14 protein-coding genes are annotated in these 12,962 nt (G+C 66.7%); 11 read left to right on the forward strand and 3 right to left on the reverse strand.

The window, feature by feature from the left end; all coding sequences use genetic code 11:
* Window positions 1-63 precede the first annotated feature (63 nt).
* Together AC50YA_RS14990 and moaA are read right to left on the reverse strand one after the other, a co-directional pair.
* Window positions 64-330: a MoaD/ThiS family protein gene (locus tag AC50YA_RS14990; RefSeq protein WP_494983049.1), complete on the reverse strand. Its 267-nt coding sequence runs from the start codon at window positions 328-330 to the stop codon at window positions 64-66.
* Between the two features lie 4 nt (window positions 331-334).
* Window positions 335-1,519, reverse strand: coding sequence for a GTP 3',8-cyclase MoaA (moaA, locus tag AC50YA_RS14995; RefSeq protein WP_494983050.1), 1,185 nt, complete (start codon window positions 1,517-1,519; stop codon window positions 335-337).
* Between the two features lie 132 nt (window positions 1,520-1,651).
* Here moaA and AC50YA_RS15000 point away from each other — a divergent pair, with 132 nt between their 5' ends.
* From AC50YA_RS15000 to AC50YA_RS15030, 7 genes are all read left to right on the forward strand, one after another.
* On the forward strand, window positions 1,652-3,295 hold the full coding sequence (locus tag AC50YA_RS15000) for a molybdopterin-dependent oxidoreductase (RefSeq protein WP_494983051.1): 1,644 nt from the start codon (window positions 1,652-1,654) through the stop codon (window positions 3,293-3,295).
* 23 nt (window positions 3,296-3,318) lie between these two features.
* A complete protein-coding gene (locus AC50YA_RS15005) occupies window positions 3,319-4,623 on the forward strand; it encodes a molybdopterin molybdotransferase MoeA (protein WP_494983052.1) in 1,305 nt (434 codons plus the stop codon).
* Window positions 4,611-5,105, forward strand: coding sequence for a cyclic pyranopterin monophosphate synthase MoaC (moaC, locus tag AC50YA_RS15010; protein ID WP_058929482.1), 495 nt, complete (start codon window positions 4,611-4,613; stop codon window positions 5,103-5,105). The genes AC50YA_RS15005 and moaC overlap by 13 nt, the downstream gene beginning before the upstream one ends.
* Entirely contained in the window at window positions 5,102-5,641 is a 540-nt protein-coding gene (locus AC50YA_RS15015; protein WP_494983053.1) for a MogA/MoaB family molybdenum cofactor biosynthesis protein, read from the forward strand. Before moaC ends, AC50YA_RS15015 begins: the two co-directional genes overlap by 4 nt.
* Complete coding sequence (locus tag AC50YA_RS15020; RefSeq protein ID WP_494983054.1) at window positions 5,631-6,092, forward strand: molybdenum cofactor biosynthesis protein MoaE; 462 nt, start codon at window positions 5,631-5,633, stop codon at window positions 6,090-6,092. The genes AC50YA_RS15015 and AC50YA_RS15020 overlap by 11 nt, the downstream gene beginning before the upstream one ends.
* Window positions 6,093-6,186: 94 nt before the next feature.
* Window positions 6,187-6,957 (forward strand): 4-hydroxy-tetrahydrodipicolinate reductase, encoded by a 771-nt coding sequence (gene dapB, locus AC50YA_RS15025; protein WP_494983055.1) that lies wholly within the window; start codon window positions 6,187-6,189, stop codon window positions 6,955-6,957.
* Between the two features lie 3 nt (window positions 6,958-6,960).
* Window positions 6,961-7,440, forward strand: a complete 480-nt coding sequence (locus tag AC50YA_RS15030) for a hypothetical protein (protein WP_494983056.1) — start codon at window positions 6,961-6,963, stop codon at window positions 7,438-7,440.
* Window positions 7,441-7,492: 52 nt separating this feature from the next.
* Here AC50YA_RS15030 and AC50YA_RS15035 read toward each other — a convergent pair whose 3' ends face one another.
* Window positions 7,493-8,728 (reverse strand): heparan-alpha-glucosaminide N-acetyltransferase domain-containing protein, encoded by a 1,236-nt coding sequence (locus AC50YA_RS15035; RefSeq protein WP_494983057.1) that lies wholly within the window; start codon window positions 8,726-8,728, stop codon window positions 7,493-7,495.
* Window positions 8,729-8,834: 106 nt separating this feature from the next.
* On the opposite strand from AC50YA_RS15035, the gene AC50YA_RS15040 reads away from it, so the two are divergent.
* The 4 genes from AC50YA_RS15040 (at window position 8,835) to AC50YA_RS15055 (ending at window position 12,872) form a co-directional block, all read left to right on the forward strand.
* Window positions 8,835-9,335: a hypothetical protein gene (locus tag AC50YA_RS15040; protein ID WP_494983058.1), complete on the forward strand. Its 501-nt coding sequence runs from the start codon at window positions 8,835-8,837 to the stop codon at window positions 9,333-9,335.
* Between the two features lie 23 nt (window positions 9,336-9,358).
* Window positions 9,359-10,105 (forward strand): carbon-nitrogen hydrolase family protein, encoded by a 747-nt coding sequence (locus tag AC50YA_RS15045; RefSeq protein WP_494983059.1) that lies wholly within the window; start codon window positions 9,359-9,361, stop codon window positions 10,103-10,105.
* A 125-nt stretch (window positions 10,106-10,230) separates the two neighbouring features.
* Entirely contained in the window at window positions 10,231-11,139 is a 909-nt protein-coding gene (gene dapA, locus AC50YA_RS15050; protein WP_494983060.1) for a 4-hydroxy-tetrahydrodipicolinate synthase, read from the forward strand.
* 41 nt (window positions 11,140-11,180) lie between these two features.
* Window positions 11,181-12,872, forward strand: a complete 1,692-nt coding sequence (locus AC50YA_RS15055; RefSeq protein WP_494983061.1) for a ribonuclease J — start codon at window positions 11,181-11,183, stop codon at window positions 12,870-12,872.
* The last annotated feature ends 90 nt before the right edge of the window (window positions 12,873-12,962 follow it).

Here is a 12,962-nt window from a genome sequence, read left to right on the forward strand (position 1 = left end):
GGGGACACTTCCGGCCCTCGGATCCGGGGCCTCAACTGTCCCTTTGCACAGTCTGCTGGGGTCCTACCCGCCCGCGAATGGTGGCAGCACGTCAACAACATCGTCCGGATTTAACACGGCTGTGCGGTCCCGTACAGCGACCTCGTTGAGCAGGAAACTGCTCCGGGACAGGATTCGCTGCAGGGGAGGAGTGCCGGCAGGGGGCTCGGCCCGGTTCACAGCAAGGACAGCCAGTAACAAGTCGGCCACTGTGGTCCCTGACGCGAGATCAAAGCGCTCCTCTTCGACCCCCGCGGCGGCGCGTGCGGCAGCGAAGTAACGTACGTTCAAGAATTCAGCCTCCGATGGCGCTCATGCTGCGGTCCGGCTGGACAAAGTCCGGTGCGCCGAGACCTGTGTGGTCCATTCCGTGGGCCTTTGGTTTGACCCACATGGCGTCCTGCCAGCGTTCGGCCAGGGCTTCGTCGCTGGCGCCCTCCCGCAGCAAACCGAGCAGATCGAACTCCTCGCGGGAGAACAGGCAGCTCATGATCTTGCCCTCAGCGGTGATCCGCGTGCGCCGGCAGTCAGCGCAGAACGGCTCCGTGACGGACGCGATGATCCCCACAGTGCCCAGCACCGGCCCCTCGGCTTCCTGCCCGGCTTCCTGCAGAGGCCCGGAGGCGTCCAGCCCGGCTCCCTCAGCCGAACCACCCGGCCCCGCGGACCCGGCCACCCGGCGCCGTACTTCAAAGCGTTCAGCGGGGGCTCCATCGCGGGCACGGGGATCGGGACTCAACACGAAGTCGCGCGAGAGCAGGGAACGGATCTCGGCCGCCGTGATCATGTTCCGCCGGGTCCAGCCGTGGTCCGCGTCAAGGGGCATCTGCTCGATGAAACGCAGTTCGTAGCCGCGCTCCAGCGCCCACGCGAGCAGGGACGGCGACTCGGTGTCGTTGATGCCTCGCATCAGCACGGCGTTGAGTTTGACAGGGCCAAGCCCCGCCGCCCAGGCGGCATCGACGCCGGCCAGCACACGGTCAAGGAAGGGGCGCCGGGTCAGCTTGGTGAAGGTCTCTTCGTGCAGCGAATCGAGCGAGACATTGATGCGGGTCAGGCCCGCGGCCTTAAGCGCGCCCGCCTTTTTGTCCAGGCCCACGCCGTTGGTAGTCATGGAGATCGGCAGCTCCGGATGATTGCTTCGCAGGGCCGCAATGATGTCAATCAGGTCCGCCCTGACCAGGGGCTCCCCGCCCGTCAGGCGCAGTTCGCGGACACCAAGCATATCCACACCGATCCGGACAATCCGCACGATCTCCTCGGCGGACATCACGGCCTGCTTGGCCAGCCATTCAAGCCCCTCGGCCGGCATGCAGTAGGTACAGCGCAGGTTGCACTTGTCCGTCAGCGACAGCCTCATGTCCGTGGCCCGGCGGCCGTACTGGTCCAGCAGCCCCGCCGGCGTGCCGGCCGGGCGGGCAGGCGGCAGGCCCGGCCCAGCATCTTCGCGGGGTTGCGGCATACCTAGCTGAACACTCATGAATTCAGGCTACGCCACCTTTACGCCGGGGATCACGCCCATGACGTCCGGGATCCGCTACGTCATTGGAAGTCCCACCGAACGGTGGCGAAGTCCGGCGCTGCCGGGGCCTGGCGAACCTATGCTGGAGAGGTGAACAGCTCCCAGCCTTTGCAGGAAACGGCCGACGACGGCGCCAACTCTCCAGGGCGCCCGGGAACCGACGGTGCCGCTCGAGGCAGCCGCCGCTGGGCCGCCGCATCGGGAGCAGTGGCCGCCGGCGCCGCCGTCGTAACAGGCGAGTTGCTGGCGGGGCTGCTGAGCCCGTCCCTCTCGCCCCTGACGGCAGTAGGCGGAGCTGTGATCGATGCTGTTCCGCCGGGTGTGAAGGACTCGGCCATCTCACTGTTCGGCACCGCCGACAAGGCAGTGTTCGTGGCCGGGATGCTGCTGGTCATCGTAGCCGTCGGGGCGTTGGCCGGAATTCTGGAACGGCGCAGGCGGTTTGCCGGTGCAGCGGTGATTGCTGTTTTTGGGCTCGTCGGGCTTACTTCGGTGCTTACCCGCGCGCAGATGACCCCGGCCGCGGCTGTAGTGCCTCTGCTCGCAGCCCTGGCCGGCGCGCTTCTGCTGGGATGGCTGATCCGCCGGCTCCAGGAAGGACTGGTCGGTGCCGCGGGGGCAGGTGCTACGGGGACAGAAGTTCCCGCGAGGACGGCAACAACCGCCGGGCGGCGCACGTTCCTGCAGGTCTTGGCTGCGAGTGCCGGGGCCACCGCCGTGGGCGGGGTTATCGCCGCGGTCTGGCGAGGTGCGGCCGCCGGCATCAGTACTGCCCGTGAAAAACTGCAACTGCCTGCCGCAGTCTCTGAAGCGCCTGCCATCCCGGCCGGCACCGAGATAGGCCTGGACGGAATGCAGCCTCTGGTCACACCGAACCGTGACTTCTATCGGATCGACACCGCCCTGATCGTCCCTTCCCTCGACCCCGAAGCCTGGGTACTCCGCGTCACGGGGATGGTGGAACAGGAGGTTGAGCTGAACCTGGCTGATCTGCTGGCCAGGCCGCTGATCGAACGTCATGTGACCATCGCCTGCGTCTCCAACGAAGTGGGCGGGGACCTGATCGGCAATGCACGCTGGCTCGGCTGGCCGGTGCGGGAACTCCTGGCCCTTGTCCGGCCGCAATCCGGCGCCGACATGGTGCTGTCCCGGAGCTCCGACGGCTGGACGGCAGGCACCCCGCTGGAGGTCCTCACCGATCAACGGGACGCCCTGCTCGCGGTGGGGATGAACGGCGAACCGCTGCCGCTGGAACACGGCTTCCCAGTCCGGATGATCGTGCCCGGCCTCTACGGCTACGTTTCCGCAACCAAATGGCTCACCGAACTCCGCGTCACCAGGTTCGCTGACGACGTCGGCTATTGGACGCCGCGCGGCTGGTCCGACCGCGGCCCCATCAAAACGTCCTCGCGGATCGACGTGCCCCGCACCGGCCGGCGGGTGGCTGCTGGAACGGTCATGTTCGGCGGCGTGGCCTGGGCCCAGCACACCGGGATCGGCAAGGTGGAACTCCGGGTCAACCGTGGTCCGTGGCAGGAGGCCCGCCTCGCAACCGGGATTTCGCTGGACACTTGGCGCCAGTGGCAGCTTGGCATCGAGCTGACGCCGGGCCAGTATGAGGTCCAGGTCCGCGCCACGGACCTCAACGGCGAGCCGCAGGTGGAGGAACGCAGGCCACCTGCGCCCGACGGGGCCACCGGCTTCCACACGATTAGAGTTGACGTGAATCCATGACGGCCCGGACCGAAGGCAGGACCATGCACAGCTCTCCGCACCAGCACGGACACACTCCGAACAGCAGCGAGGACGTACACGCCGGGCACAGGGACAGGCACACGCCAGGCCAGGCGCCCCACCAGGCACGGTCCGTTGCCCTGCACCTGGCCGCCGTCACCGAACTGCTGACGCCCCTGCTGGCCCAGGGACGGACGGAAACGCTGCCACTTCGCGACGCGCTGGGCAAGGGCCTCGCCCAGGACGTGATGGCCCCCCTGAGCCTCCCGCCGTTCGCCAACTCCCAGATGGACGGCTTTGCCGTCAACAGCGCGGACGTGCCCGACGGCGGTGCGGAGCTGCCTGTGGTTGTCCCCGTTCCGGCGGGTGCCGTGCCGGCGGCCCTGGACCGTGGCACTGCCGCCCCCATCATGACGGGAGCGATGATTCCCGCCGGTGCTGACGCCGTCGTGCCCGTGGAACGTGCCGTTCCGGACCAGTTCCCCGCCCCGGGGGAAACAACCACTGTGTGGTTGCCGGCGACGGCGGCCGGCACCTTTGTGCGGTCGGCCGGCAGTGATATCGCGGTGGGGGAGCGGGCGCTGGCCGCGGGAACCTTCCTTGGCCCGGCACAGCTGGGGCTGCTGGCGGCCCTCGGGATCGCCGAAGTTACCGTGCGCAGACCGGTGACCGTCCTCCTGGCCACAACGGGCGACGAAGTGGTGGAACCCGGCCAGCCCCTTCCGGCCGGCAAGATCTACGATTCTAACGGAACGCTCCTCGAAAGTGCCATGCGGCAGGCGGGCCTGGCCGTGGTGCGCACGGCCATCGCCTCGGACAATCCTGGCGAATTCCGGGCACTGCTCCGCCGCCACGTCGGTGCGGTGGACCTGATCGTCACCACGGGCGGGGTCAGCAAGGGAGCCTACGAAGTTGTCCGCCAGGCCTTGGGGGGCCAGGCTACCGAGTTCCTGCACGTAGCCATGCAGCCCGGCGGCCCGCAGGGCGTCGGGACGTTCGACGGCGTACCTTTCCTGGGTTTCCCGGGCAACCCGGTCAGCTGCCTGGTTTCCTTCGAAATGTTCCTGCGGCCCGTGCTGGCTAAACTGTTTGGATCGCCGGCACCGCGGATCCCGGTCCGCGGACGGCTGGGCCACAGCCTTTCGTCGCCTGAACACAAACATCAGGTCCGGCGCGGAACCCTCCAGGGGGACGGAACCGTCCGCCTGGAAGGGGGCGAAAGCTCCCACCTTATGCACGCCCTCGCCGGATCCAACGTGCTGGTACACGTGCCCGTTGGAGTCTCGGCGCTCGCCGAGGGTGACGAGGTGGAAGTATGGATGCTGTGAATCCAGAACATAGCCCGTCCGCGCTGACCCATCTGCGCCAGGACGGAAGCGCCCAGATGGTGGACGTGTCCGGCAAAACCGAAACCACCCGGGAAGCCACCGCCACGGCCACGGTCCGCACCACTGACGAAGTGCTGGGCCTGCTGGGATCCGGCGGCCTGCCCAAGGGTGATGCCCTGGCCGTGGCGCGCGTTGCCGGCATCATGGCGGCAAAAAAGACTCCCGAACTCATCCCGCTCTGCCATCCCTTGCCGCTCTCGAAAGTCACCGTGGACTTCGAGCTCGGAACCGATTCCGTGGCGATCCTGGCCACGGTCAAGACCCGCGGGGTCACAGGGGTTGAGATGGAAGCGCTGACGGCGGCCTCTGTGGCTGCCCTCAGCGTGTACGACATGATCAAGGCCGTCGACAAGCACGCCGTGCTGACCGACATCAAAGTGCTGGCGAAAAGCGGCGGCAAGAGCGGGGACTGGACACTATGAGCACCGAGAGCACTTACCCGCCTGAGCCAAACACCGAGCCGCACACACACGGCGAAGTGCAGGGCCGGAAGGCCGGGGTTGTCATTGCGTCCACCCGCGCCGCCGCAGGCATCTATGAGGATGAAACCGGGCCCGTCATCATCGATTGGCTGACCGAGCACGGCTTCGAGGCCTACCCCGCCATGGTTGTGCCAGACGGTGAGCCGGTCGGTGCGGCGATCCGGGCCCTCCTCACCCAGCATCCCGCCGTCGTGATCACCAGCGGAGGCACCGGGCTCAGTCCGGACGACCGCACACCCGACGTTACCCTGCCCCTCCTGGACCGGGAAATCCCGGGCATCATGGAGGCCATCCGGCGTGAAGGCGCAGCCAAAACGCCGCTTGCGGCGCTCAGCCGCGGCCACGCCGGAGCTGCCGGGCAGACGTTCATTGTTAACCTGCCCGGGTCACCCAAGGGAGTGATGGACGGTCTATCCGTGCTCGATGCGTTGATCGGGCACCTGTGCGACCAGCTGGAGGGCGGCCATGGGCACTGACTCGGTTTTCGAAGTGGTCCACGCGGTGCTGAGCGCAGAACCCATCTCCGTGGACCAGGCCATCGCTGCAGTGGAGTCCGACACCGCAGGGGCCGTGGTCAGCTTCAGCGGCGTGGTGAGGAATCACGACGGCGGCAAGGCAGTCGAGCGGCTCAGTTACAGCGCGCACCCCACGGCTCACCAGGTGATGGCCGACGTCGTCGCCCGCCTGGCTGCCGAACATGCCGGCGACGGATCTGCCACGCAGCCCGTGCGGATTTGGGCTGCCCACCGCATCGGCATGCTCGACATCGGAGATCCGGCGCTGGTCTGTGCGGTCTCCGCTGCGCACCGCGGACAGGCTTTTGCCGTGTGTTCCGAACTGGTGGACCGCATCAAGGACCAGGTTCCCATCTGGAAGGAACAGTTCTTCGCCGACGGCACGGTGGAGTGGGTCGGCGCAGGCGGCTGAGCAGCACCGGCTTCCCTTCGCCTGCCGGCGGTTGCGAGGTAACGCACAGCCTTCGGTTCAATCCCGCACCCGGCCCGACGGTAGGGTTAACGGCATGATCGAACAACTCTCCGTGCCCACCCGCGTGGCTGTCCTGGGCGCTAACGGGCGCATGGGCGCCGAAGCCGTTAAGGCCGTTGAAGCTGCCTCCGACCTGATGCTCGTAGCCGCCCTGGGACGCGGCGACTCGCTGGACCAGCTGGCCGCGTCGGGTGCCCACATCGTGGTGGACCTCACTGTCCCAGAAAGCACCGAAGCGAACGTCCGCTACGCCGTCGAGCATGGCATGCACGCGGTGGTGGGGACCACCGGTTGGGATTCCACCCGGCTCGCAGCGCTGGAAGCACGGCTCGCGGAGAACCCGGAAACCGGGGTACTGATCGCCCCTAATTTTGCCCTCGGTTCTGTGCTGGCCTCGGCCTTTGCCGCCAAGGCCTCCAAATATTTCGAGTCGGTGGAAATCATCGAACTGCACCACCCGGAAAAGGTTGATGCGCCGTCCGGGACCGCTGTCCGCACCGCCCAGCTCATTGCAGCCGAGCGCCAGGCCGCTGACGTTCCGCCCAGTCCTGACGCGACCACCAGCGAACTCGCCGGCGCACGGGGTTGCGAGGTTGACGGAGTCCGCGTTCACAGCGTTCGGCTGCGCGGGCTGGTGGCCCACCAGGAGGTGCTGCTCGGCGGTCCGGGGGAGCAGCTGACCTTCCGGCACGATTCCTTTGACCGTGCCTCCTTTATGCCCGGCGTGCTGCTGGGCGTGCGCAACGTCGCCGCGCACCCGGGACTGACGGTGGGCCTGGACGGCTACCTGGACCTGGGGCTCTAGGCCGTGGGCGAGTTTGTTGCCGCGTTCCGGAAGAACCGCACCAAGATCTGGGTGGGTGCCGTAACGCTCCTGCTGGTCTTCTACCTGGTGGTGTCCTTCCAGCGCTCCGTGCTCTTGTTGCTGGACAGCAACCCCGCCGCCAAGGCCATCGGAGCTGCCTACCTGGTCCTCCCGGCCATCGGCGCCTGGGCCATGATCCGTGAACTGCTGTTCGGCGCGCGCACGGAACAGATGGCGAAGGTCCTGGAGGCCGAAGGCGGGCTCCCGGTAGACGAACTGCCCCGCACACCCGCCGGCCGGATCGTCCGCTCAGCGGCGGATCTGGAATTCGAAAAGTACAAGGCCGAGGCTGAAGCGGCGCCCGCTGACTGGCGTTCGTGGTTCCGTCTCAGCTGCGCCTATGACGCAGCCGGGGACCGCAAGCGCGCCCGCGCGTCCATGCGCGACGCCGTGAAGCTGTTCCGCGGCAAGGTTCCGGCCTAGGGCCTGCTCTCTGTGGCGGGCTAACGCAGGCCGGCTCGGTCGCCGTGGCGGGCTAACGCAGGCTGGCTCGGTCGCCGCGCCCCAGCTGGTTGGCCGCATGGCCCACCAGTTCCAGCGGGCCCCGCCATTTCAGGAGGACAAACACGATGCCAACGATGATGGCCGTCGTGGCATGCGCCCAGTACATCCCCACCTCGGTCCAGCCGACGGGCAGCGGCTTCAGGTAGAACGCCGAAACCACCCAGACATGCGCTGAGTAGAGCGTGAGCGTCATGGCTCCCGCACCGCGCAGTGGCAGCAACAGGTCCAGATCCAGCCAGTCAGCCAGCCTGCCGAGCAGGAGGCACACGCCCACGACGGCGGCCGCCACGCCGCAGGTGTGCAGAAGATCCAGCGTGGTGGCCGAATGCGGCGCCGCGGCCGCCAGCCACCACCAGGATCCTTCCTGCCGGATCCCCGTGAGGTTGACCTGGAGGACACTGTCCAGCGGGTATCCGGGGGCGTTCAGGACTGCCTCCAGCGCGGCCCGGCCGCCCCAGTTCTCCATCGCTGCGGTGCCCAAAGCCTTGGCCAGTGCGGCCACCGCAGCGCCGCCGCAGAGCAGCAGGACAGGAACCATCGCCTTGGTGAGGGCCAGCCGGCCAATGACCAGGCCCACCAGCAGGTATGACAGCCACTGGAACACCGGGTAGTAGCCGGTCAGGAACAGGTCTCCCAGAAGAGGGAAAGGGGTCGAGAGGTCTTCCCAGGACGGGTTGTGCCCCAGGTTCAGGGGCGGGTTGGCCGCCATCAGCCAGGGGCGGAGAAGATAGGCGAGCACCGGGGAAACCACGATCCAGCCGGCAGCCCACGCGCACAGCGCCCTCAGCTTCAGGCCCAGGAACGGCAGGATGCACAGGAACAGCAGGGCGTAGTGGACCAGGATGATCGCAAGGTTTACTTCCAGCCCGCCCAGTGAGAGCCCGACGGCGGCAATCACCAGGGCGCGCAGTGCGATGCCGCGGCGGGCTGCGTTCAAGGCAGTACCTTCCGGAGGTACCTGCTTTCCGGTGGACAGGGCCAGTCCCACGCCAGCCAATACGGCAAACAGGGCGGCCGCCCTGCCGGAGAACGTGAGGCCGATCCAGGTGGGCGTGAGGTCGGCGTTTGCCTCGAAGGTAGGGAGCAGGTGCGTGGCCATCATGCCAAGGAGCGCCAGCCCCCTGGCTGCGTCAATACCGCGGAGGCGGCCCGCGGCCTGTGAGGTTCGAGGCACCCGCGAGGGTCTTGCCGGGGCACGGGACGTCATGAGGCGATGTTCTCACACCAACCTTTATGGCGGCGGTCAAGAGCCGGCCGGAAACACGGTCTTGAAGACCTTGTATTCGAATATATGTTCGAATAATATGGACACCATGCAAACCCCATCCCGGCCGCGGCCGTTTCCGGAATCCCCAATCACCGGCGGATCGGTGCGCCCCGACCGGGATGCCCAGGACGCCGCCTCGGCACATCCTGTAGGTCTGACGAAAGCGATGAGCCCGGGAGTGGTGGACTTCCTCTTCCGCCAGCTCGTGGCAGGTCGACCCCCTGTGGACATCCAGTGGCAGGACGAAGGCGTGACACTCACCGCCCAGCCGGCGGGGGCAGAGCTGGCCCGCAGATTGGCCGACACCGACCTCGACGCCCTGACGCCCACTGAGCTGTTCCACTACGTCCGGGCGGCACAGCGGCTCGCGGCCTGGGCCGAGGGGCTGCGGGAGGCTGCGGTGGACCGGTACTGCCAGCCAGGGAAGCCGCAGGATGGCATGACGCGGGCTGACGAGCCACCCTCTCAGTTGCGGAGCCCGGCTGAACTGCAGCGCCCTGCTGAGTTGCAGCGCCCAGCTGAACTGCGGCGTGGTTCCCGCGGCTAGGCGGACATCCCTAGGATAAGGAGGTGACTGATGCCCTGACCGTCTCTGCCGTGCAGTACCAGGCGCTGGAAGGCGGGATTGTCCCGAATGTGCAAGAACACGTCCGGCTGATCGAGGATGCCGAATCCCACGGCGCCCGGCTGGTGGTGTTCCCTGAGCTGTCGTTGGCGGGGTACACCCTGGCTCAGTTGGCCGATGACGGCTATTGGCTCCGGCACGACGACCCGCGGCTGGGCGATCTCCACGAAATCTGCCGCCGGACCGGGATTACCGCCGTGGCCGGTGCTGCCTATCGGGAACCTGATGGCTCGCCGCGGCTCGCCAGCCTGGTGATCCACCCCGACGGCACCATCGGACTCGGCTTCAAAACCCACCTCCACGGCCAGGAGCGGGAGGTCTTCGCCGCGGGCGACGGTGCACTCGTGATCGAGTTGGATGGCTGGAAGATCGCGCTGGCCATCTGCTTTGACGCCGCGGTTCCTGCCCACTCCACCGGGGCAGCCCAGGCCGGCGCTGACATCTATGCCGTATCGGCGCTGTACACGCTGGCCGAAGAGCGGCGGCTTGCTCTGCACCTTGGAGCCAGGGCCATGGACAACCGGATGTTCGCCGTCCTGGCGAACCTTGGCGGATCCACCTCGCTGGGTCCCTCCTGCGGCCTGAGCGGGTTCTGGGGACCTGACGGCGTCGAACTGAAAATGGCCGCCGGAACCGGTACGGAAGTGGTCACCGCCATCCTGCAGAGGAGTGCATTGCGGAAATTCCGCTGACCCCGCGGGAGTCGATCTGCAGTGCGTGCTGACCACAGTCCCTGGGGCACGGCAGCCCGCTGTTTGACGCGTATCACGCCGCCCCCATTGTCCTAACCGGCTGCCGACAGGGTAACGTTTTTTCCATGCCTCACAAATCCGCCACCGCTCCTGCCCTTGGTACGCTCCTGACCGCCATGGTCACGCCCTTCACCAAGGATGGCGCCGTGGACTACAAGCAGGCAGCCGAACTGGCCACCAAGCTTGTGGACGATGGCTGCGACGGCCTGGTCGTCACCGGGACCACAGGCGAAACGTCCACCCTCTCGGATGAAGAAAACCTTGGCATGTTCCGCGCTGTCAAGGAGGCCGTGGGAGACCGCGCCGCCATCATCGCCGGCACCGGGACGAACGACACCGCACATTCGGTGCACCTCTCCCAGCAGGCGGCAGCGCTCGGCGTCGACGGCCTGCTGCTCGTCACGCCGTACTACAACAAGCCCAGCCAGGCCGGCGTCCGCGCACACTTCGAGACCGTCGCGTCGGCAACCGATGTGCCCGTTATGCTCTATGACATTCCGGGCCGCTCCTCCATCGCGATCGAGCCCGAAACCATGATCCGCCTGGCGCAGCACCCAAACATCGTCGCCGTCAAGGATGCCAAAGCCGATTTTATGGCAGCCAGCCGGGTGATGGCAGAGACGGACCTGTACTTCTACTCCGGCGACGACGGACTGACCCTTCCGTGGATGTCCTTGGGTGCCGTCGGACTCGTGGGCGTCACAACCCACGTCGCAACGCGCCGCTTCCGCGAACTGATCGACGCCATCAACGCGAACGACCTCGAAACCGCGCGTAAGATCAACGTCGAGCTGCTGCCCGTCGTGAGGGCAACGATGACCCGCGTCCAGGGAGCCGTTGCAGCCAAACAAATTCTTAAATGGCAGGGAGTCCTGCCCAACTCGATTGTCCGTTTGCCCCTCGTGGAGCCGGACGAAGCCGAGATCGTAACCATCCGCGAGGATTTGGCGGAAGCGGGGCTGGTCTTTCCCTGAGGGCTAAGACCAGCACCCTTCCGCCTGGAAAGTAGTGCACTATGACCCAAACCGCCCTTCCCGGCCTTGTCACGCCTCCACGCCTGCCGCAAGGCACCCTTCGGATCGTTCCGCTGGGCGGACTGGGGGAGATCGGCCGGAACATGGCCGTGTTCGAAATCGACGGCAAGTTGCTCATCGTGGACTGTGGTGTCCTCTTCCCGGAGGAGACCCAGCCCGGCGTTGACCTGATCCTGCCCGATTTCTCCTACATCGAGAACCGTCTCGACGACATCGTGGCCGTTGTCCTCACCCACGGCCACGAGGACCACATCGGCGCTGTTCCCTACCTCCTGCGGATGCGCGCCGACATCCCCCTGGTGGGCTCACAGCTGACGCTGGCCCTCATCGAGGCCAAGCTTCAGGAACACCGGATCCGTCCGTACACGATGACCGTTGAAGAGGGCCAGGTCGAAAAGTTTGGCCCCTTCGAATGCGAGTTTGTCGCGGTCAACCACTCCATCCCCGACGCCTTGGCAGTGTTCATCCGCACGGCCGGCGGCACCGTCCTGCACACGGGCGACTTCAAGATGGACCAGCTGCCCCTGGACGGCCGGATCACCGACCTCCGTCACTTCGCCAAGCTGGGTGAAGAGGGCGTTGACCTCTTTATGTCCGACTCCACCAACGCCGACGTGCCGGGCTTCACCACCGCCGAGAAGGAAATCGGCCCCACGCTGGAACGGCTGTTCGGCCAGGCCACCAAGCGCATCATCGTGGCGTCCTTCTCCTCGCACGTCCACCGCGTCCAGCAGGTGCTTGACGCCGCCGCCAAGCACAACCGCAAGGTGGCCTTCGTGGGCCGCTCCATGGTCCGCAACATGGCCATCGCCGCCAAGCTCGGCTACCTGGACGTTCCCGAGGGCCTCCTCGTGGACATCAAGAACATCGACAACCTGCCGGACAACCGCGTGGTTCTGATGTCCACAGGTTCCCAGGGCGAACCGATGGCCGCGCTTTCGCGCATGGCCAACGGCGACCACCGCGTCGTGGTGGGCGACGGCGACACCGTGATCCTTGCCTCCAGCCTCATCCCGGGCAACGAGAACGCTGTGTTCCGCATCATCAACGGCCTGCTCAAGCTCGGCGCGGACGTCATCCACAAGGGCAACGCCAAGGTGCACGTCTCCGGACACGCGGCCGCCGGCGAGCTGCTCTACTGCTACAACATCCTTGAACCGCTCAACGCCATGCCCGTGCACGGCGAGACCCGCCACCTGATCGCCAACGGCAAGATCGCCATCGAGTCCGGCGTCCCCACGGCCAGCGTCATCCTTGCCGACAACGGCACCGTCATCGACCTCAAGGACCACCGCGCAGACGTGGTGGGCCAGGTTGAAGTGGGCTTTGTCTACGTGGACGGCTCCAGCGTCGGCGAAGTCACGGAAGCGGACCTCAAGGACCGCCAGACGCTCGGTGATGAAGGCTTCATCTCCATCATCACCGTCATCAACCGCACCACCGGCAAGGTGGTCTCCGGACCCGAGATCCACGCCCGCGGTGTGGCCGAGGACGATTCGGTCTTCGACGAGATCATCCCAAAGATCAACGCCGCCCTGGAAGAAGCCGTGCTCAACCGCACGGACCACACCACCCACCAGCTCCAGCAGGTTGTCCGCCGCGTCGTCGGCACCTGGGTCAACCGCAAGCTGCGCCGCAAGCCCATGATCATCCCGGTGGTCCTCGAGGCTTAACAGCCCCGAAGGCAAGCGGAATGGCAAAGGCCCGGTTCTTGGAGAACCGGGCCTTTCCCATCCGCAACATGAGGCCGGGAACAGCCGGAA

Source organism: Pseudarthrobacter sp. RHLT3-21 (assembly GCF_059383495.1).